The sequence below is a fragment of the Tamlana crocina genome (genome assembly GCF_012037625.1).
In genome coordinates, this window is sequence record NZ_JAAVJS010000006.1 from 59,069 (window position 1) to 82,173 (window position 23,105).

Here is a 23,105-nt window from a genome sequence, read left to right on the forward strand (position 1 = left end):
AACTAAATGGCTTTACTTTCTACGTAAAAATCAGGGTCAACCTTAAACGACTCAATTTTATCTTCAACAGTTAACGTGTTCCATTCTTGTTTTGGAAACAACCATTGTTTTTTACCGTTAATTGAAATTTGAATGGGCATATCGAAATTTTCAACCACATTATTCCAACGGAATTTAAGATTGTTCTTTTCGATGGAGTACTCTAGAGTTGGCACTTTTATGGTTCTTAAATATTGATTGAAAAATTCGGTTAAATCGATACCTGTCTCAGCAGAAAGGAAGTTTTCAATTTGTTGTGTGGTTACCGTTTGGTGATAAAACTGAACATTCATTTTCCTCAGGATACTTCGCCATTTTTCGTCGTCTTCAATCAACTGCCGTAGTGTATGTAGCATGTTGGAACCTTTATAGTACATATCGCCAGAACCTTCGCGATTAACATCATAATACCCTATTATTGGGCGGTCGTTTTTAATGTTTTTTCGAGTTCCGATAACATATTCTGAAGCAGCTTGTTTTCCGTAGTAATAATCAAGAAATAAGTTTTCGGAGTAAGCGGTGAAGCTTTCGTGGATCCACATGTCGGCAATATCCTTATTGGTAATATTGTTGGCAAACCATTCGTGGCCTGATTCATGAATAATTATAAAATCGAATTTTAAACCCCATCCTGAGCCTGATAAATCGCGGCCCAAATAGCCATTTTTGTATTGGTTACCATAGGTGACGCTGCTTTGGTGCTCCATGCCCAAATAAGGTACTTCTACCAATTTATAGCCATCTTTATAAAAGGGGTACTGCCCAAACCAATGCTCGAAGGCTTCCATCATTTTTGGGGCATCTTTAAATTGCTCTTTGGCTTTTTCTAAATTGTATTTTAACACGTAATAATCCATATCGAGGTTTCCCGCCATGCCATCGTAAACATCAGAAAAATGAGCATAATTGGCAATGTTGATATTTACACCATAATTGTTAATGGGGTTGCTTACAAACCAGCGATAGGTTTTGGTATCGCCGTATTGCTCAATACTTCTCAATCTGCCGTTTGAAACATTCATTAAATGCGATGGCACGTTCACGCTTATTTGCATGCTGTCTACCTCATCGTACATATGGTCTTTGCATGGCCACCATACGCTAGCCCCCAGACCTTGGCAGGAAGATGCGATAAAATGCTCACCGTTTTTGTCTTTTTTCCATGAAATACCCCCATCCCAAGGAGCGTTTACCGCTTCTTTTGGATGCCCTTCATAAAACAATTCTATGCTTTTAATATCTCCGATTTCTTGAGTTTCGGCAAGTGTTATAAAATGGGCATTACCATCCTGTTCTATTTGTAAAACGGTACCGTTTTGTGTGGCTTTTAGCAATTTCATTGGTGCTTGCAAATCGATTTGCATAACCGAGTGGTTTTTCAAAACTTGGTACTGAACTATGTTTTTTCCTGAGAGGAACTTATTGTCTGGGGCGACCTTAATATCGAGGTGATAATAGGTTAAATCCCACCATTCGCGCTCTGGGGTAATGCTACCTCTAAGAGTGTCTTGCCTTGTGAAGTTGCTCTTTTTGGATAATAAAGCTTGTGAAAGACCCATGTTGAATGAAACAAAGGCTAAAATGTAAATTAGTTTTTTCATTGATTTATTATTAGTCTCTAAATATTTGATTTGGAAAAACAACTACGCTCTCGAATCCGTTTTCTCCAACTGAAGCCACACCAAAATAGTAATTATCAATGATAATACCGTTCAGTGTAAATTCTGAAATATCGCCCACGTAACGACTGTGCTCCCAGGTGGGGGAAGTGGTATCGCGCCAATAGATTTTATAGCCTTTAGCTCCGGTAACTTTATCCCATTTGAGTTTCACAGAAGGTTCTACAATACCTCCAATACTTACATTTTTTGGCGAGGGAGGGGCGGAGGCTAAGCTGGCCATGTTGATAGCATTTACAGCTGTTAATTTTTTTGCATAATCAAAGTTAACGTGTTCAATGACATCGCCATATTTAATCCCATTTTCTTCCCGAATATCTTGATGTTGTTGGGTATAATTTTCATGGGCTTCCATGATTCTTATACCGGCAAAGCCTAAATCGTTAAAGGGGCGATGGTGACCGCCTCGACCAAATCTATCTAAACGATATATCATTTTGGGGTTCATTTCTGGCATATAGGTTTTTACATTTTTATGCACATAACGGGCCAACTGACGGGAAACTCCATCTACTTCGCCACCATAAAACCTTCGCATGGTGCGCTCGCGTTCTGTTTCAGTGGGAGGGACGGGTTCAGAGAAAATTCTAAAGGTTCTATTGTCAATAACGCCATCAATCCCTTTAATGTTTCCAATCATGTCGTTATTAAATACACCAATAATGTCCCAGCCATTTTCTTTAGCATACTGAGCTAAACCTTGGCCGCCAAATAGACCTTGCTCTTCGCCAGATAGCCCTACATAAACGATACTGCTTTCGAATTTATATTTAGAGAGCACCCGAGCGGCCTCGATGGTTCCTGCCATTCCCGAAGCATTATCGTTAGCTCCGGGAGCATTGGTCGTAAAATCCATAGTGTCACTGGCGCGAGAATCTATATCTCCACTCATGATAATGTAACGGTTAGGGTATTTTATACCTTTTTGAATGGCAACAACATTAACTACCCAAGCGTCGTGGGGCACGCGAGAGTTGCCTTTTTGGGTAACGAAATCTTTTTGGTAAAATACATCTAAGCAGTCTGCGCAATTATTCGATATGGTTTCAAATTCTTTTTTTATCCAACGGCGTGCAGCGCCAATACCCCTGGTGTTGGATAGTGTATCGCTAAATGTGTTTCTAGTGCCAAAATTCACCAAAGTTTGTATGTCGTTCTCAATGCGTTCTGCAGAAACAGAATCGATGATGTTGTAAATTTGTTGCGTGTTTTGGGCGTTTGCCAATACGCCAAAACAGAATAGTAAGGAAAAAACTAAACGTTTCATATTTTAAAATTTATCTAAAAATAACTAAAAATAAATGCGCCTCAAATAATATTTGGGCGCATTTAAATATTGAGTTAGTCACTTACGTCTGCTTAATAGCAGTATTTGTTTTCTTTTATAACTTTATCGGCGATAATGTGTCTTAGTTCGATAATGTTAGGCATGTTTACATATTTAATGTAGCGTTTAAGCCCCATGAGCATCATACGTTGTTCATCGCCTTTGGAAAATGAAATGATAGAATGTTTGCCAGCGGTTTCAATCACATCGATAGCATGGAATAGGTTGAGCTTAGCCATGGCTATTTGTTCCTTGACGTTCTCTTCGCCTTCTTTTTTGGCCATCTTTTCAGCTCTTAAAATCGCAGATTCGGCTAAGTAAATTTGAATCAAAATATCAGAAGCTGCCAGCATCAACTGTTGTTGTTTTTCTATGGCTTCACCATATTTTTTGAGTGCTGCACCGGCAACCATTAAAAATAGTTTTTTAAGGTTTTTTACAATGCTTTTTTCTTCTGAAAATAACTCTGAAAAATCTTGAGGTTCAAATGAAGGGATACCCACCAATTCTTCGGCAACTTCCTGTGCTGGTGTTAGTAAATCAACGTGACCTTTCATGGCTTTTTTAATCAGCATACCTATGGAAAGCATACGGTTAATTTCGTTAGTACCTTCATAAATTCTTGAGATACGCGCATCGCGCCAAGCGGATTCAATGGGGGTTTCTTCCGAAAAGCCCATTCCTCCAAAAATCTGGATGCCTTCATCGGTACAACGCTGAATAAATTCTGAAACAGCTACTTTAAGAATGGAGCATTCAATGGCATATTCTTCAACACCTTTAAGTTCGGCTTCTTGGTGGGTGTCTTTACCGTTATTTTTTCTGATGGTAATGCGGTCTTCGATGTTTTTTGAGGCCCGGTAAGTCGCTGCTTCACCAACCCAACAATTGGTGGCCATTTCTGCAATTTTCTGACGTATAGCTCCGAAGCTGGAAATAGGCACTTTAAACTGAATGCGATCGTTGGCATATTTTACCGATTCGGTAATGGTGCGCCTTTGGGCATCCAAACAGGCAGCAGCTAATTTTATACGGCCCACATTAAGGGCGTTCATAGCAATTTTAAAACCGTTGCCACGGGTGGAAAGCATGTTTTCAACAGGTACAACGGTGTCGTTAAAAAACACTTGTCTTGTGGAAGAAGCACGAATCCCCAATTTATGTTCTTCCTCGCCCATGGTAATCCCGTTAGGGTTTTCAGGGTCATATTCCACAATAAATCCGGTGATGTTTTTATCGTCCTCAATGCGTGCAAAAACAATCATTAAGCTACAAAAACCAGCATTGGAAATCCACATTTTCTGACCCGTGATTTTGTAGTGGGTGCCATCTTCAGAAAGTACCGCTTTGGTTTTTCCTGAATTGGCATCACTTCCAGCGCTAGGTTCGGTAAGACAGTAAGCGCCAAACCATTCGCCTGTGGCTAATTTGGGTACGTATTTTTGCTTTTGTTCCTCATTTCCGTAAAGCGTTATGGGCATGGTTCCAATTCCGGTATGGGCACCAAAGGCCGTGCTGAATGATCCCGTAGCTCCCGAAATAAAATCGCAAACCAAAACGGTATCAACAAACCCCATGCCCATGCCACCGTACTCTTCGGGTACGGCAATACTTAAAAAGCCAAGCTCTCCGGCTTTTTGCATGCAGGATTCGGTCAAGGCATAATCTTTCTTTTCAAACTGGCCTTTTTTTGCCCAAACTTCGCGGTCTACAAATTCGGTTACCGCTTCCTTCATCATTAATTGGTCTTCGTTGAAATCTTCAGGAGTGAAGATGTCCTCGCAATTGGTTTCTTTTACCAAAAACTGACCTCCACGTAAAATATCTTTTTCGTTAACTTCTGTGCTCATTTTATTAATGGTTTTTAGAGAAGAGAAAAGAGAGAATAGAAAATGGACTTAATCAATGAGTCTATTTTGGAAGCCCATTGTCATTCTTTGAAACTCTTCTATTTTTTCTTCTAGTTCTGTTAATGTTTCGTTATTTATATATTGTCTATGATGTGCGATGAGTAGTTGAGTACCAAGTTCAAATGAAGAACCGAGTGAAATATCCAAGTAGTTACTGAAAGATTTATCACTTTTTGCGGAACCCTCAGCGATGTTACTCGGCATTGAAACAGAGCATCGGCTCAGTTGTGATGATAAATCGTATCGCTCATGTTTTGGGAATTCAATTAATAAATCTGAAATGCTATTAGCGATATTCAGGCTGAGTTGCCAAATTTTAAGGTTTTTATAATTATGCCTTTTTTTTGCTCCCATTTAAAACCGCTTCTACTCTTTAGTCTTTTATCTTTACTCTTTGTTCTTATGAAAGAAATTCAAAAATCCCACAGGCGCCTTGTCCGGTTCCTACGCACATGGTTACGGCACCATATTTGTTTTTCATATTGCGTTTGCGCATTTCGTCAAATAATTGCACCGAAAGTTTAGCGCCCGTGCACCCCAGAGGATGTCCTAAGGCAATGGCTCCACCGTTAACGTTTACTATATCTGGGTTGAGGTTTAACTCCCGAATTACGGCAATAGATTGCGAAGCAAAGGCTTCGTTGAGTTCAATTAATTCTAAATCGTCTTGTTTTAGTCCTGCCAGCTTTAAGGCTTTCGGAATGGCTTTTACGGGACCAATACCCATAATCCGTGGTTCAACACCGGCAGCAGCATAGTTTACCAATCGGGCAATAGGTTCTAAGTTGAGTTCCTTTACCATATCTTCACTCATAAGCATGACGAATGCTGCACCGTCACTCATTTGAGAGGAATTACCCGCGGTAACACTTCCGTCTTGAGCGAAAACGGGTCTCAGTTTAGCCAAAACTTCTAAACTCGTATCTTTTCGAGGGCCTTCATCTTTGGTAACTGTGTATGATTTCGTGGCTTTTTTTCCGTGGGAATCGATATAGGTTTCTTCGACTTCAATAGGAACAATTTGATTTTGAAAACGATCTTCGGCTTGAGCTTTTATCGCTTTTTGATGCGAATTGAAAGCGAATTCATCTTGGTCTTCGCGAGATACTTTAAATTGATTAGCAACAGCCTCGGCCGTATTTCCCATGCCCCAATAGTAGTCGGGGTGACCGGCTTTAACGGTGTTGTAGTTCAATTCGGGTTTAAATCCGGTCATAGGTACAGCGCTCATGCTTTCGGCACCACCGGCGATGATGCAATCGGCCATTCCAGACTGGATTTTTGCCGCAGCAATGCCAATCGTTTCAATTCCCGAAGCACAAAATCGATTAATAGTTACACCAGGAACTTCCACGCTATTTAAACCAATGAGCGAAATGAATCGGGCCATGTTAAGTCCTTGCGAACCTTCGGGCATGGCATTGCCCACAATAACATCGTCAATTCGGGTTTTATCGAAATCGGGCAACTGTTTCATCATATGTTGGATGGTTTCAGCCGCCAATTCGTCTGTACGTTTAAATCGGAACACGCCCTTTGGGGCTTTACCAACGGCGGTTCGGTATGCTTTAACTATATATGCTTGTTTCATAAATTCTGAATTAAGATTTCAGTAAAGAGTATTAAGACTTTTGGATTGATTTTTGAAGGGAATAGTTCATTTTAGTAACTTCAATCACCTCGTTGATTATTGGGCGAACATTATTTTCAGTGATAAGGTTTAACCTTTTCGATAGGTATAATTGAGTCAATAGCTCAAATGAAGAACCGTTTGCAATGCCTAGAAACTGTTTAAATTCACCATTTGTATTTCTTCCAGCACCTTCAGCAATATTTGAAGGAATTGAAATTGCACTTCTCCTTAATTGAGAAGTAAGACCATATTTTTCTTCAATAGGAAAGTTTTCTGTTGCTTTATAGCAACTTTCCGTAATATCCATTGCTTTTTGCCATATTTTCAAATCTTCAAATCTGTGCATAGTTTTATTGTTCTTAATACTGAATACTGCTTACTTTATACGTTAATTGCGCAACGGTTTTCCAGTTTTGAGCATGTGCTGTATGCGCTCTAAAGTTTTACGTTCGGTGCACAAACTCAAAAAAGCTTCGCGTTCTAGATCTAGTAAATATTGTTCGCTTACCAAAGTAGGCTCAGATAAATCTCCACCTGCCATTACATAGGCCAATTTATTGGCAATTTTTTGATCGTGCTCGCTAATGTAATGAGCAGCTTCCATAGAATCAGTCCCCACTAAAAACATGCCCAACGCCTGTTTTCCTAAAACTTTTACATCGGTTCGTTTTACGGGTTTGGTGTAGCCAGCTTCTGCCATTAGTTTGGCATGGGCTTTTGCTGCGGCTATTTGTCGGTCTTTGTTGACTACCACAATATCTTTTCCTTTTTGAAGAATGCCTAAATCGAAGGCTTCGTAGGCCGAAGTCGATACTTTTGCCATGCCAATAGTTAGGAAATATTCTTGAAGCACATTCAGTTCCACATCACCTTTTCTGAAGGTGTCTGAAGCACGCAGAGCCATTTCTTTTGATCCGCCACCACCAGGAATGACACCAACGCCAAATTCTACCAAGCCCATATAAGTTTCGGCGGCAGCCACCACTTTATCGGCATGCATGGAGAGTTCGCAAGCACCGCCTAGCGACATGCCGTGAGGCGCAGAAACCGTTGGAATGGCCGAATAGCGCATGCGCATCATGGTGTCCTGAAAATATTTTATGGCGCCGTTAAGCTCGTCGTATTCCTGTTCTACGGCCATCATGAAAATCATACCAATGTTGGCACCTACGGAAAAGTTGGCTCCTTGATTTCCAATAACCAATCCTTCGAAGTCTTTTTCGGCGATATCGACTGCTTTATTCAATCCGGCTAACACATCGCCGCCAATAGTGTTCATTTTGCTCTGGAATTCACAGTTGAGAATGCCATCGCCTAAGTCTTCAATAACCACATCGGCATTTTTGAACACTTCTTTTGACTTCCTGATGTTATCCAAAATAATGAAGGCGTCTTGCCCGGGAACTTTTTCTTGTGATTTCGAAGGAATATCGTAAAAATAAGTAGCGCCCTCTTTTACGGTGTAGAATGAGTTGTTTCCAGAGGAAATCATCTCGTTAACCCAGTCGGCAACTTGAAGGTTTTCAGCTTTTATGAGTTCGATGCCTTTCTCTACACCAATGGCATCCCAGATTTGGAAGGGGCCGTGTTCCCAACCAAATCCAGCTTTCATAGCATCATCAATTTTATAAAGCTCATCTGAAATTTCGGGAATTCTGTGCGAGACATAAGCAAACAATGCGGCAAACGTTTTTCGGTAAAACTCGCCTGCTTTGTCTTTTCCAGACACTAAAATTTCAAATCGATCAATGACTTTATCAACCGATTTGGTAAGCTCTAAAGTCGCGAATTTTGCTTTTTTTGAAGCTCTATACTCCATAGAATCGAGGTCGAGTGATAGAATTTCACTTTTACCGTCGTCACCCTTAACTTTTTTGTAAAAACCTTGTCCGGTTTTGCTACCGTACCATTTGTTTTCCATCATGGTATTAATGAAATCGGGGAGTTTGAACAGTTCTAAACGTTCGTCATCTTTGCAATTTTCGGCAATACCATTGGCGACGTGAACCAAAGTATCGAGCCCAACCACATCGACGGTACGGAAGGTGGCCGATTTGGGCCTGCCAATAACTGGGCCGGTAAGCTTATCGACCTCTTCAACGGTTAGCCCCATATCTTTTACGGTATGGAACAAACTCATGATGCTGAAAATACCTATTCGGTTGCCAATAAAAGCCGGTGTATCTTTGGCAACAACCGAAGTTTTGCCCAAAAACTGTTCGCCATAACCGTTTAAAAATTCTAATATGGCCGGGTCTGTTTTTGGTCCTGGGATAATTTCAAAAAGTTTTAAGTACCGCGCCGGATTAAAAAAGTGGGTACCACAAAAATGTTTTTGAAAATCTTCGGTACGGCCTTCGCTCATAAATTTGATTGGAATACCAGAGGTATTACTGGTAATTAGCGTTCCGGGGGTTCTGTGTTTTTCGAGTTTTTCGAACACCTGTTTCTTTATGTCTAGCCGTTCAACCACCACTTCCATAATCCAATCCACGTGGGCCACTTTAGCGATATCGTCCTCTAAGTTTCCCGTAGTTATCCTAGAGGCAAATTTTTCATGATAAATAGGGGAGGGTTTCGATTTTAAAGCGGTTGCCAAAGCATCGTTAACCAATCGGTTTCGTACCACTTTGTCTTCGAGGGTGAGGCCTTTTGCCTTTTCCTTTTCGTTCAGTTCTCTGGGAATAATGTCTAATAAAAGCACATCTACACCAATGTTGGCAAAATGGCAGGCAATACCGCTGCCCATAATTCCTGAGCCGATGATGGCTATTTTATTTATCCGTCTTTTATTCATTTTGAATGACTAATCGTTTTGGTTGTATATTTTTTTATTGCATACCATTTCGTTAATGACCTCGGCCACCTCATAAAAATGGTTGATTTTTTCCTCGGAAATATTAGCTCGAATCACTTCGTTAAAGGTTAATACTTTTTCCCGCGATTGCGCCCGCTTTTCGCGACCAAATTCAGTGAGACTTATAATTACACCACGACCATCTTCTGGATTTGGGTGCCGCTCAATAAGGCCCCTTTTTTCCATGGTTTTTAAAATTCTAGATAAACTGGTGGCTTCCATGCCCATTTTAGGTCCTAAAGCTGTTGAGGGGGTGCCTTTTTCGGGATCTATGCTTAATAATGTAAAGCCTGTAGCCATCGTGCTTTCAAATTTTGCGGCTTCTTCGTTGTACATCTTTTGAACACTTAGCCATGTGGTTCGCAACACATAGTCGATGGTCTTATCTTTCATCTATTAATTTAATTATTATGTTTGGAGTTGCAGCTTGTGCAGTTTTGGTTTATGTTTGTTCTCCTCCAAAGATAAAAAAAAATATTATGCACGCATAATATTTTAGTTAAAATTTATAGCGATTGATGTTGGGTTTTTTTAGCTCTGGTTTGGACTATGAGCGGTAAATTTTTTCAATCAGTTTGTTGTATTTCCTTTTGATGACATCGCGTTTCATTTTCATGGTAGGCGTAAGGTGTCCGCTTTCAATCGACCATATTTCTGGGGTCAGTTCGAACTTTTTAATTTGTTCCCATTTGCCAAATTTTGCGTTGCATTGGTCAATTTCTTTTTGAATTCTTTCCTGTACCACTATGGAACTGGAAATTTCTGTTTCAGATTTTCCAATATCAAGCCCTTTTTGTTGGATCCATTCTTGTATAAATTCAAAATTGGGTTGGATTAACGCAGCTGGCATTTTTTCGCCTTCACCGATAACCATAATTTGTTCAATAAAACGCGACTGTTTCAATTCGTTTTCAAGTAGTGTAGGGATAATGTATTTTCCGCCGGAGGTTTTGAACATTTCCTTTTTCCGTCCCGTAATTTTTAGGAAGCCATCGGTATCAATTTCACCTTTATCTCCAGTGTGGAAATAGTCGCCCGTCATCACACTGGCTGTTTTTTCGGGGTCTTTGTAGTAGCCCATCATCACGTTGGGGCCTTTTACTAAAATCTCTCCATCTTCGGCGATTTTAACTTCCACGCCATCAATCACTTTTCCAACGTGACCAATTTTCCAGTTTCCGTTTCTTTTATCGCTGGCCGATACGCCTGGCGACGTTTCGGTTAATCCATAACATTCCATTATGGGCATGTCTGCGGCACCAAATATTTTGCCCAAACGGGGTTGGAGAGCGGCACTTCCGGAGGCCAAGAAAACAATGTTTCCGCCAAGGGCCTCTTGCCATTTACTAAAAATGAGTTTTCTGGCAATATCTAATTTTAATCCGTACCAAAAACCATTTTGGTTGTAGGGTTTGTAGTTGGCGCCTACTTCAACGGCCCAAAAGAATAGTTGTTTTTTTATACCCGTTAAATCTGTGCCTTTAGCCATAATTTTATCGTATACCTTTTCAATGAGCCTGGGCACAACCGTCATGGTGTGCGGCTTTATTTCTTTGGCGTTGTCTCCAATTTTATCGATGGCCTCGGCAAAATAGGTTTCAATGCTTACATATTGGTATAAATAGGTGAACACGCGCTCAAAAATATGGCATATAGGCAAGAAGCTCAGTGCCCTGTCTCCATAGGTTAACGGAAATCGCTTTCGGGCGCCGAGAACGTTCGATACAATATTATTGTGCGAAAGCATAACCCCTTTGGGTTTTCCTGTGGTGCCAGAGGTATATATTATAGTAGCTAAGTCGCTAGGTTTTACATTGGCTTTTCTATCTTCAACTTCACTTTGGTTGCTCTTATCTTTACCGAGTTCGAATAGCTCTGAATAGTTCGGGCAACCTTCAATTTGATCGAAAGAATAAACCGCTTTTAGTTTTGTTTTGGCTTTTATTTTATTGACTTTTTCAAAAACCTCTTCGTCTGAAACAAAACAATAAATAGATTCGCTATGGTTTAATATGTATTCGTAATCTTCGGCACTTATAGTTGGGTAAATAGGAATGTTTTGTGCGCCCAATTGCAGTACGCCAATATCCATAATATTCCATTCGGTGCGGTTAGTTGTTGAAATAACGGCAATTTTGTCGTCTTTATTGATGCCTAGTTTTAGCAGTGCTCGACTAATGGCATTGGCTTTATCTATATACTCTTGGGTAGAAGTTTTTACCCACTCGCCGTTGTATTTAGTAACCATCGCGGCTTCTATGGGGTGGTTTTCCAGTTGGTAATACGGAAAATCAAAAAGTCTGGTAACGTCTTTCATGCTTGTTTAGCTCAAGTGATAATGCAAAGTATGAAATTAAATGTGATTTTCAAATAGGGCATTAATCAAAAAAAGTGGATCAGATTATGATATTGTAGGTTAATGGTATTTGATTTTATAATAAAATCAAATAAACGTCAGTATTTTAAAGAATTATTCTGTGCTTGTTGAGGGGGTGCGTGGTTTTTGTTTTTTTAGTGTTAAATATTTAAATAGTTATTTGTGCCGGTTTTTGGTTTTAAAACGTTTTCGTAAATCAAAAAATTGATCCGGTTGTCCAGATTTCTGGTTTACTGATATTTGTCATCTTTTTTAAGCGTATTGCTGGTTAATTTTACATCAAAATTATTACTGATTGTTAAAAGTATTAAACAAATTTAAAGATGGAAGTAAAGCAATTTGAACCAGGAACTTGGATTGATAAAATTGATGTAAGGGATTTTGTTGTAAAAAATGTAGAGCCTTACCATGGAACCGATGATTTTTTAGTTGGCCCTAGTGTGAAAACCCAAAGATTATGGGATATATGTAAAGCGGCAACAAAAGAAGAACGTCAAAATAATGGCGTGCGCGCATTGGATACGAATATAATTTCTACCATTAGTGCTTTTGATGCTGGATATATCGATAAAGAAAATGAAGTAATTGTTGGATTGCAGACCGATGAGCTGTTAAAACGAACCATGAAGCCTTTCGGCGGATTTAAAGTCGTGCAAAAAGCTTTGGCAGAACAAGGTGTAAAACCTAATGATAATTTAACCGAACTTTTTTCAAAATACGTAAAAACGCATAACGACGGTGTTTTTTCAGCTTATAATGATGAGATTAAAAAATTCCGTTCCCTTGGCTTCCTAACTGGGCTTCCCGATAATTACGCCCGAGGCAGAATTATTGGCGATTACCGTCGTATAGCGCTTTATGGAATTGACTTTTTAATTGCCTCAAAAAAAACTGATTTGGCTAACATTAGCGGCCCCATGACCGATGCGGTTATTCGTTTGCGCGAAGAGGTGTCAGATCAAATCGCGGCATTAAAAGAAATGATTGAGCTCGGAGCCAAATATGACTTGGATTTACGTCGTCCGGCGGAAAATTCCAAAGAAGCAGTACAGTGGACTTATATGGCATACTTAGCAGCGGTAAAAGAACAAGATGGAGCAGCTATGTCTTTAGGAAACGTGTCAACATTCTTAGATATTTATATTGAAAATGATTTGGAGGATGGCTTAATAACCGAAACCGAAGCTCAAGAGTATATCGACCAGTTTGTAATGAAATTGCGTATGGTGCGCCACCTTAGAATGGGAGCTTACGATGAAATTTTTGCTGGCGACCCAACTTGGGTAACAGAAGCTATTGGCGGTATGTTCGAAGACGGTCGAACCAAAGTAACCAAAACTTCTTTCCGTTTCTTAAATACACTTTACAATCTTGGCGCTTCACCCGAACCCAATATGACGGTGCTTTGGTCTAAGAACTTACCAAAAAACTTTAAAAAATACTGTGCCAAAGTAGCCATTGATACTTCATCCATACAGTTTGAGAACGATGAGTTAATGCGCACCATTAGAGGTTGTGATGATTACGGTATTGCGTGTTGTGTATCTTATCAAGCCCTTGGTAAATCCATCCAGTTTTTTGGAGCCCGAACTAATTTGGCTAAAACCTTATTGCTTGCCATTAATGGTGGACGATGTGAAATTACGGGCACCCAAATGGTTGATGGTATTGAGCCTTGTGATTGCGAATATTTAGACTTCGATAAGGTAATGGCCAATTTTAAAATCGCCATGAAAGAGGTTGCTCGTGTGTACAACGATTCTATGAACATTATCCATTACATGCACGACAAATACTATTATGAAAAAGCTCAAATGGCATTAATAGATACCAACCCAAGTATTAATATTGCTTACGGGATAGCAGGATTGTCAATTGTAGCAGATTCGTTGTCCGCGATTAAATATGCCAAAGTAAAACCGATAAGGAATGAAGAAGGCTTAACGGTCGATTTCAAAATAGAAGGTGAATTCCCGTGCTATGGTAACGACAACGACCGTGTGGATGCTTTAGCTGCAAAGGCAGTAGCGGATTTTAATAAAGAACTTAAAAAACTACCAGTTTATAAAGATGCAGATCCAACCTTGTCTGTATTAACTATTACGTCCAATGTGGTGTACGGAAAAAAAACTGGAGCTACTCCAGATGGTAGGGAAAAAGGCGTTCCATTTGCGCCTGGAGCCAACCCTATGCATGGAAGGGATTCGCACGGAGCCATTGCATCTTTAAACTCAGTTGCAAAAATTAATTATGAAGATTCTCAAGATGGTATTTCAAACACCTTCTCTATTGTGCCTAAATCCTTAGGAGCCGATAGTGAGGAGCGCATAGAGAATTTAGCAACTATTTTAGATGGTTATTTTTCAAGAAAAGCCCAGCATGTCAACGTAAATGTGTTGGATAAGGAAACCTTGCTCGATGCCATGGAGCGTCCCGAGCAATATCCGCAGTTAACCATTCGTGTGTCTGGCTATGCCGTAAACTTTGTGAGGCTTACCAGAGAACAGCAAATGGAAGTTATAACAAGATCGTTTCACGAATCCATCTAGTTTATATTTAGTGTTTTTCATGTGTCTGAAAAACAAATTGTGGTGATTTGTTTTTCAGGCGCATTTTTTAAAGTTGAACATTATCAAATCAAAAGAAAACATATTAAGAATTCACTCGATAGAGTCCTTTGGCACGCACGATGGTCCGGGAATAAGAATGGTGGTGTTTATGCAAGGTTGCAATCTAAAATGCCTGTATTGCCACAATCCCGATACCATCGATAAATGCGGAGGAAAAGAAATGCATATTGATGAATTGGTGCAAAAGGCTATCAATTTGAAATCTTATTTCGGTAAAAGAGGCGGGGTAACCGTATCTGGTGGTGAGCCGCTGCTGCAATCCAAAGCGCTACTGACTTTTTTTAAACGCTTAAAGGCGGAAGGTATCCATACCAATATCGATACCAATGGCAGGATTTTAAACCATTTTACTGAAGATTTATTGGATAATTACGCCGATTTGGTGATGCTCGATATTAAACACGTTACAGAGCAGGGCTATCAATTTTTGGTAGGGCAGAAAAACAAAGAAACCAGTTTTGAGTTTGCCAAGCACAGAGAAGCTTCAGGAAAAAAAATGTGGTTGCGCTACGTGCTCATTCCTGGGATAACCAATAAACCCGAGTTGCTTCATCAGTTGGGCGACCGCTTTAAAGACTATAAAACCATTGAAAAGATTGAGATTCAGCCTTACCATAAATTGGGCATCCATAAATGGGAAACCCTTGGATGGAATTACGAATTAAAAGATGCCAGAGAGAACACCAAAGAGGAAATTGATGCTGCGGCAGAAATCTTAAAAAACTATTTCAGGGAAGTGAAAGTAAATTAAGTCCGTTATTACTTCTGCAACCAAAAAATGAATCAATGAAAACCTACAAAGAACTTCATAAACCGGCTTCAGCCTTTAAAAATAGATCAGATTATTTAAACCACGAATTGCAAATCATGAAACCCAGAAGGTTCAGGTTGAATCTGCCTGGAAGAGATTTTAGGTTTGAGTGGGAAGATTTGGTTCCGGCACTTGCTGGTACACTAGGTATTATAGCCATGTATTCTTCAGTAATGATGGCTTGGGCTAATGGGCTAAGCGAAGCTTGGGACCACATTACACTGGGTAAAGAATTTGCCATTGAAGTGTCTCGTGTAGAAATGCTTATACCCGCTATTCTATTTGTGGTTTTAGCATCAGGTTTTCTTAATCCCCGGGCTAACTTGGCAGGTAACCATGGCCCTATGATTCCTCTTATTGCAAGTATTGCCGTGGCGGGTGCGCACCCTTTGGCATTAGCAATCCTTATTGGGGTGTTAGGGCTTTTGCTTAGTGTTTTTAAAGGAGGGTCTCGATTGGTTAATTTAACGAGTAAGGGTGTAGCGGGTGGATTGCTTATTTTTTTAGGATTTACCGGTGCACTTAGTCAAATAACGGCTGTGCAAAGTTGGGGAATGGGTTTAGAGTCTTCGGAAGTTGCTTTGGGGTCAATGGGATTTTTGGGACTAATAATTTTGGGCGTTACGGTGGTAGTGTATAGTTTTTTAGCAAGAATTGATAAACGTTGGTTGGCTATTCCAGCATGTGCCATAACAGCTTTGGGTATAGCTTTGCTGGGTGGCGCTGGTTTCGACCTTCAGTTTACAACCGAAATGGGCTTGCCTAATTTAAACCCAGTACATTGGTGGGGTAGCACAGAAGAAGGCTGGATGCTCGGTTTGCCAAATACACAGCATTTTATAGCGTCTTTGCCTTTTGCAATTTTGGCGGTTGCCATGTGGTCCCCAGATTTTTTGGGGCATCGCATTTTTCAGGAAATGAATTATCCAAAACACACAGATAAGGTTTTAATGGATGTAGATGATACCATGACTATGTGTTCACTGCGGCAAATGGTGGGGACGGCCGTTGGTGGAGGTAATATTACATCTTCATGGGGAACATACATGATTCCGGCGGCGATAGCTAAACGCCCCATTCCTGGAGGTGCTATTTTTTTGGGGTTGATGGTTTTGGCGGTTGCTGTTTTGGGAAGTCCAATGGATGTTGCTGTTTGGCCACCTGTTAGATGTATAGCGCTTCTTGTGGGGGTATTTTTGCCCATGATTGAAGCGGGCATTCAAATGGTGAAAAAAAGCGCTTGTGCACAAGCAGCAGGGATATGTGTTTTTACGGCTATGATTTCCAATCCTGTTTTGGCGTGGGCATTAGCCATGTTTTTAGATAACAACGGATTGATAGGAGATAAAGAAAGGGCAGCTAAGCTTTCTGTAGTGGATAAATTGGTGATACCTTTAAGTATTTTGCTAATATGTATATCGGCAATTTTAACCGTGGGAATGTTTAGGGGAAGCTATGGAATACAGGCCTTTTTGTAGCATTTTAAAGTTTTTTATTTGAGTTTTTCATAAAGCTGTTTTAGTTTGACAAGCCTCAATCGAAGTGTTCGGTATGGGGCTTTTTTCTTGTTATTATTCTAGTCTATGGAATTTATCTCAACTTCAAACAAGTGGTTGAAAATATCAAATATATTTTGGGAAATTTTCTTTCTAACGGAAATAATAATTTCGCAATCCAGCTCCATGGTTTGGTCTACGATTTTAAGTTGGTGTTCTTTAATAACCCGCATTACGGTATTCATATTTTTGTACCCAAATGAAATGGCATATTGAATATTGATGGTTTTGGTTACCACGTTGGAAGCATCCAAGGCCAATTGTGCCGTGGTGCGGTACGCATTTATAAGTCCGCCAACACCTAATTTTACCCCACCAAAATACCGAACCACAACAATTAAAACGTTGGTAACCCCAAACGATTGTATCTGCCCGTAAATGGGCATTCCGGCCGAGTTGCTTGGTTCGCCGTCGTCGTTGGCACGATAGGAAATAGTTTCGGTGCCCAATTGGTAAGCATAGCACCAATGACGAGCCGAATGGTGTTCTTTTTTTACAGCCTCCAAGTGGGCTTTTATGTCGTCTTCGTTTAAAACGGGAAAGGCATACCCGAAAAATTTACTGTTTTTATCTTTAAACAGAACGGGTTCGGGCGCAGTTTTTATGGTTTTATACGTGTCGTTTTCTTCCAAATTAAAACAAATGCTTTTGGGTTTCGAATAGGGTGGTAACATCGTCGGTTTTAGGGTTGATGTGCCAAGTGTTAAAACCTAAATTATTCGCACTTTCAATGTTACTTTGGTTATCGTCAATAAACAAGCATTGGTTGGGCTCAAGCTGGTTTTCTTTTAAAACAAACTCAAAAATATTGGGATTGGGTTTCACAAGATTAATTTCGTGCGATAGGTAAAACGCATCAAAACAATCTTTAAATTCATTAAAAAATGAAACGTTTTCCTTTATCCAACTGATGTGTAAATCGTTGGTGTTGCTCAATAAAATAAGTTGAAATTGGCCGTCATCTTTAAGTTTTTTGATGAAATCGAGTCGGTGCTTCGGAAAATCTTTCAGCATAAAATTCCAAATATATTTCAAATCTTCATTTGAATATTGAGGAAAATTTTCTTGGTAAGACGCTAGAAATTCTTCGGTGCTCATCAATCCTTGTTCGTAAAGGCTGTTGAAAGCTAAAATGTCTTCCGAAAGGTTTTCCATGCTAAATTTTTCCAAGGCCAATTTCTGTGCGCCTTCAATGTCTAAATTGATAAAAACGTTTCCAAAATCGAAAACAAGTGCTTTAATCATTATGGTATATTTTTAAGGTATCGTTTAATATGTTTTCCTCTGAAATTAGTGTGCCCGAAAAAAATGGCGTTTTTGTACCGTCGCCAAAAGTGTTGTTTCCTATGAATACACGTGCCTCGTCCCAAACATTTTCGTCAATAAACTTTTGAAGTGTTTTGGTTCCACCTTCAATAATTACCGAATTGATATTGGCTTTAAAAAGAGCTTCGCAAATAGATTTAGCGGAAGTTTCTTTTAGTAAAATGGTTTCAGCTTCTTCGTTAAAAACGCTCAGTTTTTGAGGGAGAGACTCCGTTTTATCCAAAACTATTCGAATAGGATTTTGCCCCGTCCAATCGCGGACTGTTAAGCTGGGGTTATCCTGCAAAACGGTATTAGCACCAACTAAAATAGCCTGTTCTTCGGCGCGCCATTTGTGTACCAATTGACGCGAAAATACATTGGTGATCCAAACCGGTTTTTGCTCATCTTTGGTTAATGGGGCTATAAAGCCGTCGCTGCTTTCGGCCCATTTCAAAATAATGTACGGCCGTTTTTTATTATGAAAGGTAAAAAAACGCTTGTGGTGCGTTTTGCAAGCCTGTTCCAAAACGCCAACGGTTACTTGGCATCCGGCTTGCTTCAGCTTGGCAATGCCTTTTCCCGCCACTTGCTCGTTGTCGTCAATACAGCCAATAACCACATTCGGGATTTCGTTTTTGATGATTAAGTCGCTGCACGGCGGCGTTTTTCCGTAGTGCGAACAAGGCTCCAGGGTAACGTAAATGGTGGCCTCTTTTAATAAATCTTTGTTTTTTACCGAATTAATGGCGTTCACTTCGGCATGGTTGCCACCGTAAGCACTGGTAAAACCTTCGCCAATAATACTGTTGTTGTGTACTATAACGCTGCCTACCATGGGGTTGGGGCGGGTGTTGCCCAGTCCGTTTTTGGCAATTTCAATACAGCGTTTTATGTAGGTTTCGTGTGTTTGGTCCATTAATATTTAATTTTTACGTTTTCGGTAACATCAACGGTGTAGGTGTGCGAAAACCCAAAAACCTTATACTTAATGTCTCCTTTGTACTGCACTTTCACCTGTTTGCTAAATAGACTTCCAATTAATCCGCCAAGATTTTTATTGCTGAATATACTATTGGTGGGGACATGCGTTTTCAATGGGATACTGAATTCCTTTTTTGCTGGGACTTCAAAATTCTCGGTGGAAACGCTGGCCATTTCATTGTTGTTTATATAAACCTTTATTTCGTCGGTTTGTAATTCACCGCCAATATCATTCGGGTTTAAAAAACGGGCTTGCGCCGCAAAGGTTATAAATTTAGGCGTTGACTCAATGATTTCAATATGTTCTACACCAATAAATTGTGGTTTTTCGGTAACGGTACAGGCGAGTTGCAGAACGCCTATTGTTAATAAGATTATCAGTTTTTTAACGGCCATTTTTTAGGATTTAGTGTATCTTCACTCTTTAAAACGAGTGCCGTAATAATGGGTAAAGATACTATAGTTATTCGAGAAATTGAACCTGATGATAACCAGGAAATCGAGCAGGTTATAAGGGCTTGTTTCCATGAGTTTAAAATTCCGTTGGAAGGTACGGCGTATACCGATCCCGAAACCTCACAAATGTTTGAGGCTTACCAAAAAGAAAACGAAGTTTACTATGTGGTTGAAGCTGAAGGCGAGGTGTTGGGCGGCGGCGGAATAAAGCCATTAAGAGACCACGAAAAAGACGTGTGTGAAATCCAGAAAATGTATTTTTCGCCCAAAGTTAGAGGTAAGGGCTACGGGAAAATCCTTTTCGAAAAGTGTATAGAGGTTGCAAAAAAAATGGGGTATAAAACCTGTTATATAGAGTCGGCTCCGCAGTTAAAAGCCGCCATCCATATTTACGAGAGTTACGGTTTCAAACATTTAAAAAGTGCTTTGGGCAATACGGGGCACTATTCCTGCGGCGTGTGGATGACAAAAACGTTATGATTAAATGAAGTTAAAGGCCATAAAACATAAATTTCAGGAGGAGTTGGGTATGGTGTACCCTGCCGAAGAAATTGATAGTTTCTTCAATATTTTGGCCGAAACCTATTACGGGTTAAAGCGTATTCAGTTGGCCACAAACCCCGATTTAGCGCTCACCAATTCCAATAAAATCTTAAAAGCCTTAGGCGAACTAAAAAAAGAAAGGCCGCTCCAATACATTACAGGTGAAACCGAATTTTTTGGGATGACCTTTAAGGTGGATGATGGGGTGCTTATTCCACGGCCAGAAACAGAAGAACTGGTAGAGTGGGTGTTAAGAAAAGCAAAACCCAACACGGTAATTGATATTTTGGATGTGGGCACGGGTAGCGGTTGTATTGCCATTTCGTTGGCCAAACACTTGCCGCAAGCCAAGGTTTTTGCTATAGATGTTAGCCCTGAGGCACTCAGCATGGCTAAAAAAAACGCCCAATTGAACGGGGTTAACGTCTATTTTGAGGAGGCCAATATTTTAACCTTGAAAAGATTAAGTGAAGAGATAAAGTTTGATATTATTGTTTCGAATCCGCCGTATGTTCGCGAAAAGGAAAAACAGTTTATGAAACCGAACGTTTTGGATAACGAACCGCATTTGGCACTTTTTGTAAAAGATGATGAACCACTGTTATTTTACAAAGCCATAACCAATTTTGCCATAAATAATTTAAAAGATAACGGATTGTTGTTTTTTGAAATCAATGAATTTTTAGGTAATGCGATGATTGATTTATTGAGAAACAAGAATTTTGAAAACATAGAATTGAAACAGGATATCTTTAAAAAAGATAGGATGATAAAAGCCGAAAAAACCAATGGATGATATAAAACAGCGCATTGAAGCCTTAAGAAACGAATTAAGAGAGCATAATTACAACTATTATGTACTGGATAATGCTACCATATCAGATTTCGAGTTTGATGTGAAGCTGAAGGAACTTCAGAAACTGGAGGAAGCTCACCCTGAGTTTTTCGATGCGAATTCGCCCACGCAACGTGTGGGTGGTGAGGTGACGAAAAACTTCGAGACCATTGTGCATGAAAACCGCATGTATTCTTTGGATAATTCCTATTCAAAAGAAGATTTGCAAGATTGGGAAAAGCGTATAAAGAAATTGGTTGATGGCGATATTCAATATACTTGCGAACTAAAATATGATGGCGCCTCCATTAGTTTAACCTATGAAAACGGCAAGCTGGTAAAAGCAGTAACCCGAGGCGATGGTTTTCAGGGGGATAATGTTACGGCCAATGTAAAAACCATTAAATCGGTCCCCTTGCAATTAAAGGAAGATTTTCCTAATAAATTCGATATTCGGGGTGAAATTGTACTGCCATTTGAAGGCTTCAATAAAATGAATGAGGAACGCATCAAAAATGGCGAAGAGCCTTATAGAAATCCAAGAAATACAGCATCAGGTAGTTTGAAATTGCAGGACAGTGCAGAAGTGGCCAAACGACCGTTGGAATGTTTGCTTTATAATCTAACCGGAAACAATTTGGGTATTAAAACCCAGTTTGAAGGTTTAGAGAAAGCTAGAAGATGGGGCTTTAAGGTGCCCGATGCGGCAAAGTTAGCAAAATCAATTGACGAGGTTTTGGAGTTTATTGAGTATTGGGATAGTCATCGGCACAATTTGCCATACGAAACCGATGGAGTGGTGGTAAAAGTAAACAGTTTGCACCACCAAGATGAGTTGGGGTACACTGCTAAAGCACCACGTTGGGCCATGGCTTATAAATTCAAGGCAGAGCAAGTATCTACGCGATTAAATAGTATTACTTATCAAGTAGGGAGAACGGGAGCCATTACACCAGTCGCCAATTTAGAGCCTGTTGAGTTGGCTGGTACTACAGTAAAACGGGCGTCTTTGCACAATGCTGACCAAATTGAAAAACTGGACATCAGGGTGGGCGATGAAGTTTACGTTGAAAAGGGCGGCGAGATTATTCCTAAAATTTTGGGTGTCGACTTGTTGAAGCGTTCCTCCGATTCACAACCCACAAAATATATTGAACACTGCCCCGAATGTGGCTCAGAGTTAATTAGGCAGGAAGGTGAGGCTCAGCATTATTGCCCTAACTACAATGGCTGTAAACCACAAATTATTGGCAGGATTCAGCATTACATTTCCAGAAAAGCCATGGATATTGAAGGTTTGGGAGGCGAAACCGTTGCGCTTTTGGTCAATGCGGGGTTGATTGCAAATTATTCCGATTTGTATGAACTGACTGCAGAACAGATCATTCCTTTGGAGCGGATGGCTGAAAAAAGTGCCGAAAACATCGTAAATGGTATTGAAGAATCGAAAAAAATACCTTTTGAACGTGTTTTGTATGCCTTGGGTATACGCTATGTTGGAGAGACGGTAGCCAAAAAGTTGGCCAAGCACTATAAAAGTATCGATGCCATTGTTGAAGCTACGCAAGACGAATTGGTTAATATCGATGAAATTGGCATTAAAATTGCTGAAAGTGTGCAGACGTTCTTTTCTTCTGAAGAAAACATAAAAATAATTGAAAGGCTCAAGCGGTTTGGGGTTGAATTGGAAATTTCGGCCGAGGAGTTGGAAGGAAAAACGAATGTTTTAAAGGGGCAAACGATTGTAGTTTCTGGGGTTTTCGAATCTATTTCCAGGAATGAATTGAAAAAGCTGATTGAAGATAACGGAGGCAAGGTAAGCAGTTCCATTTCCTCAAAAACCAGTTACATTGTTGCTGGAGATAATATGGGGCCGAGCAAAAAAGATAAAGCAAAAGCACTCAATATTGAAATGGTTAACGAATATGAATTCTTACAAAAAATTGATAAAAATTAAAAAAAATCGATAAAAAGCGTGTTTTTTTCGTTTAAAAACAAATTATTTGTATATATTTGCGTGCCAGATAAAAACGTCTCTCATGTCTAAGTCAAAAGTCTTTATGGGTTTTGTATTAATATGCTATATGCTATTCATTATTTTTGAATTTAGTGGGTATGTAGACATTGCATTTTATCTTCATTCCTTAATAGTGCCTTCTGTAA

The 23,105-nt window shown here is 39.8% G+C and carries 19 protein-coding genes; 6 read left to right on the top strand and 13 right to left on the bottom strand.

Going from position 1 to position 23,105, the window contains the following annotated elements; translation table 11 throughout:
• Nucleotides 1–2 precede the first annotated feature (2 nt).
• The 9 genes from HC176_RS05625 to HC176_RS05665 all read right to left on the bottom strand — a co-directional run bounded on the left by HC176_RS05625 (nucleotide 3) and on the right by HC176_RS05665 (nucleotide 11,762).
• Nucleotides 3–1,640, bottom strand: a complete 1,638-nt coding sequence (locus tag HC176_RS05625; RefSeq protein ID WP_167917211.1) for a M1 family metallopeptidase — start codon at nucleotides 1,638–1,640, stop codon at nucleotides 3–5.
• Nucleotides 1,641–1,650: 10 nt separating this feature from the next.
• Nucleotides 1,651–2,985 (bottom strand): M28 family peptidase, encoded by a 1,335-nt coding sequence (locus HC176_RS05630; RefSeq protein ID WP_167917212.1) that lies wholly within the window; start codon nucleotides 2,983–2,985, stop codon nucleotides 1,651–1,653.
• A 92-nt stretch (nucleotides 2,986–3,077) separates the two neighbouring features.
• The gene (locus tag HC176_RS05635) at nucleotides 3,078–4,895 is read right to left on the bottom strand and encodes an acyl-CoA dehydrogenase family protein (RefSeq protein WP_167917213.1); all 1,818 of its coding nucleotides are present in this window, start codon (nucleotides 4,893–4,895) and stop codon (nucleotides 3,078–3,080) included.
• 48 nt (nucleotides 4,896–4,943) lie between these two features.
• Complete coding sequence (locus tag HC176_RS05640) at nucleotides 4,944–5,309, bottom strand: four helix bundle protein (protein WP_167917214.1); 366 nt, start codon at nucleotides 5,307–5,309, stop codon at nucleotides 4,944–4,946.
• Nucleotides 5,310–5,355: 46 nt separating this feature from the next.
• A complete protein-coding gene (locus HC176_RS05645; RefSeq protein ID WP_167917215.1) occupies nucleotides 5,356–6,546 on the bottom strand; it encodes an acetyl-CoA C-acyltransferase in 1,191 nt (396 codons plus the stop codon).
• Nucleotides 6,547–6,577: 31 nt separating this feature from the next.
• Complete coding sequence (locus HC176_RS05650) at nucleotides 6,578–6,934, bottom strand: four helix bundle protein (protein ID WP_167917216.1); 357 nt, start codon at nucleotides 6,932–6,934, stop codon at nucleotides 6,578–6,580.
• A 42-nt stretch (nucleotides 6,935–6,976) separates the two neighbouring features.
• Complete coding sequence (locus tag HC176_RS05655; RefSeq protein WP_167917217.1) at nucleotides 6,977–9,385, bottom strand: 3-hydroxyacyl-CoA dehydrogenase/enoyl-CoA hydratase family protein; 2,409 nt, start codon at nucleotides 9,383–9,385, stop codon at nucleotides 6,977–6,979.
• A 9-nt stretch (nucleotides 9,386–9,394) separates the two neighbouring features.
• Entirely contained in the window at nucleotides 9,395–9,838 is a 444-nt protein-coding gene (locus HC176_RS05660; RefSeq protein WP_167917218.1) for a MarR family winged helix-turn-helix transcriptional regulator, read from the bottom strand.
• Nucleotides 9,839–9,992: 154 nt separating this feature from the next.
• Nucleotides 9,993–11,762 carry an AMP-dependent synthetase/ligase gene (locus tag HC176_RS05665; protein ID WP_167917219.1) on the bottom strand — a complete coding sequence of 590 codons (1,770 nt, stop codon included), beginning with the start codon at nucleotides 11,760–11,762 and terminating at the stop codon, nucleotides 9,993–9,995.
• A 383-nt stretch (nucleotides 11,763–12,145) separates the two neighbouring features.
• Between HC176_RS05665 and pflB the strand changes: the two genes are divergently transcribed.
• The 3 genes from pflB (at nucleotide 12,146) to HC176_RS05680 (ending at nucleotide 16,741) form a co-directional block, all read left to right on the top strand.
• Nucleotides 12,146–14,371 (top strand): formate C-acetyltransferase, encoded by a 2,226-nt coding sequence (gene pflB, locus HC176_RS05670; protein ID WP_167917220.1) that lies wholly within the window; start codon nucleotides 12,146–12,148, stop codon nucleotides 14,369–14,371.
• 73 nt (nucleotides 14,372–14,444) lie between these two features.
• Nucleotides 14,445–15,203, top strand: coding sequence for a pyruvate formate-lyase-activating protein (gene pflA, locus HC176_RS05675; RefSeq protein WP_209309670.1), 759 nt, complete (start codon nucleotides 14,445–14,447; stop codon nucleotides 15,201–15,203).
• 35 nt (nucleotides 15,204–15,238) lie between these two features.
• The gene (locus HC176_RS05680; protein ID WP_167917221.1) at nucleotides 15,239–16,741 is read left to right on the top strand and encodes a DUF3360 family protein; all 1,503 of its coding nucleotides are present in this window, start codon (nucleotides 15,239–15,241) and stop codon (nucleotides 16,739–16,741) included.
• 98 nt (nucleotides 16,742–16,839) lie between these two features.
• Here the strand turns inward: HC176_RS05680 and HC176_RS05685 are convergent, their stop codons facing one another.
• The 4 genes from HC176_RS05685 to HC176_RS05700 are packed head-to-tail and all read right to left on the bottom strand — an operon-like array spanning nucleotide 16,840 to nucleotide 19,504.
• Nucleotides 16,840–17,451: an IMPACT family protein gene (locus tag HC176_RS05685; RefSeq protein ID WP_167917309.1), complete on the bottom strand. Its 612-nt coding sequence runs from the start codon at nucleotides 17,449–17,451 to the stop codon at nucleotides 16,840–16,842.
• Nucleotide 17,452: 1 nt separating this feature from the next.
• A complete protein-coding gene (locus HC176_RS05690) occupies nucleotides 17,453–18,064 on the bottom strand; it encodes an HAD family hydrolase (RefSeq protein ID WP_167917222.1) in 612 nt (203 codons plus the stop codon).
• Nucleotides 18,057–19,043, bottom strand: coding sequence for a bifunctional diaminohydroxyphosphoribosylaminopyrimidine deaminase/5-amino-6-(5-phosphoribosylamino)uracil reductase RibD (ribD, locus tag HC176_RS05695; RefSeq protein ID WP_167917223.1), 987 nt, complete (start codon nucleotides 19,041–19,043; stop codon nucleotides 18,057–18,059). Before ribD ends, HC176_RS05690 begins: the two co-directional genes overlap by 8 nt.
• Entirely contained in the window at nucleotides 19,043–19,504 is a 462-nt protein-coding gene (locus HC176_RS05700) for an LEA/WHy family protein (RefSeq protein ID WP_167917224.1), read from the bottom strand. Before HC176_RS05700 ends, ribD begins: the two co-directional genes overlap by 1 nt.
• A gap of 48 nt (nucleotides 19,505–19,552) precedes the next feature.
• On the opposite strand from HC176_RS05700, the gene HC176_RS05705 reads away from it, so the two are divergent.
• From HC176_RS05705 to ligA, 3 genes are read left to right on the top strand one after another with little or no spacing between them, the layout of a single operon-like run.
• Complete coding sequence (locus HC176_RS05705) at nucleotides 19,553–20,044, top strand: GNAT family N-acetyltransferase (RefSeq protein ID WP_167917225.1); 492 nt, start codon at nucleotides 19,553–19,555, stop codon at nucleotides 20,042–20,044.
• Between the two features lie 4 nt (nucleotides 20,045–20,048).
• Nucleotides 20,049–20,903, top strand: a complete 855-nt coding sequence (gene prmC, locus HC176_RS05710) for a peptide chain release factor N(5)-glutamine methyltransferase (RefSeq protein WP_167917226.1) — start codon at nucleotides 20,049–20,051, stop codon at nucleotides 20,901–20,903.
• Complete coding sequence (ligA, locus tag HC176_RS05715) at nucleotides 20,896–22,899, top strand: NAD-dependent DNA ligase LigA (protein ID WP_167917227.1); 2,004 nt, start codon at nucleotides 20,896–20,898, stop codon at nucleotides 22,897–22,899. Before prmC ends, ligA begins: the two co-directional genes overlap by 8 nt.
• Nucleotides 22,900–23,105: the final 206 nt, after the last annotated feature.

Bases quoted from the DNA above. Each gene is read 5' to 3' on its own strand.
- HC176_RS05625 (WP_167917211.1), bottom strand. From the start codon at position 1,640: ATGAAAAAACTAATTTACATTTTAGCCTTTGTTTCATTCAACATGGGT.
- HC176_RS05630 (WP_167917212.1), bottom strand. From the start codon at position 2,985: ATGAAACGTTTAGTTTTTTCCTTACTATTCTGTTTTGGCGTATTGGCA.
- HC176_RS05635 (WP_167917213.1), bottom strand. From the start codon at position 4,895: ATGAGCACAGAAGTTAACGAAAAAGATATTTTACGTGGAGGTCAGTTT.
- HC176_RS05640 (WP_167917214.1), bottom strand. From the start codon at position 5,309: ATGGGAGCAAAAAAAAGGCATAATTATAAAAACCTTAAAATTTGGCAA.
- HC176_RS05645 (WP_167917215.1), bottom strand. From the start codon at position 6,546: ATGAAACAAGCATATATAGTTAAAGCATACCGAACCGCCGTTGGTAAA.
- HC176_RS05650 (WP_167917216.1), bottom strand. From the start codon at position 6,934: ATGCACAGATTTGAAGATTTGAAAATATGGCAAAAAGCAATGGATATT.
- HC176_RS05655 (WP_167917217.1), bottom strand. From the start codon at position 9,385: ATGAATAAAAGACGGATAAATAAAATAGCCATCATCGGCTCAGGAATT.
- HC176_RS05660 (WP_167917218.1), bottom strand. From the start codon at position 9,838: ATGAAAGATAAGACCATCGACTATGTGTTGCGAACCACATGGCTAAGT.
- HC176_RS05665 (WP_167917219.1), bottom strand. From the start codon at position 11,762: ATGAAAGACGTTACCAGACTTTTTGATTTTCCGTATTACCAACTGGAA.
- pflB (WP_167917220.1), top strand. From the start codon at position 12,146: ATGGAAGTAAAGCAATTTGAACCAGGAACTTGGATTGATAAAATTGAT.
- HC176_RS05680 (WP_167917221.1), top strand. From the start codon at position 15,239: ATGAAAACCTACAAAGAACTTCATAAACCGGCTTCAGCCTTTAAAAAT.
- HC176_RS05690 (WP_167917222.1), bottom strand. From the start codon at position 18,064: ATGATTAAAGCACTTGTTTTCGATTTTGGAAACGTTTTTATCAATTTA.
- ribD (WP_167917223.1), bottom strand. From the start codon at position 19,043: ATGGACCAAACACACGAAACCTACATAAAACGCTGTATTGAAATTGCC.
- HC176_RS05700 (WP_167917224.1), bottom strand. From the start codon at position 19,504: ATGGCCGTTAAAAAACTGATAATCTTATTAACAATAGGCGTTCTGCAA.
- HC176_RS05705 (WP_167917225.1), top strand. From the start codon at position 19,553: ATGGGTAAAGATACTATAGTTATTCGAGAAATTGAACCTGATGATAAC.
- prmC (WP_167917226.1), top strand. From the start codon at position 20,049: ATGAAGTTAAAGGCCATAAAACATAAATTTCAGGAGGAGTTGGGTATG.
- ligA (WP_167917227.1), top strand. From the start codon at position 20,896: ATGGATGATATAAAACAGCGCATTGAAGCCTTAAGAAACGAATTAAGA.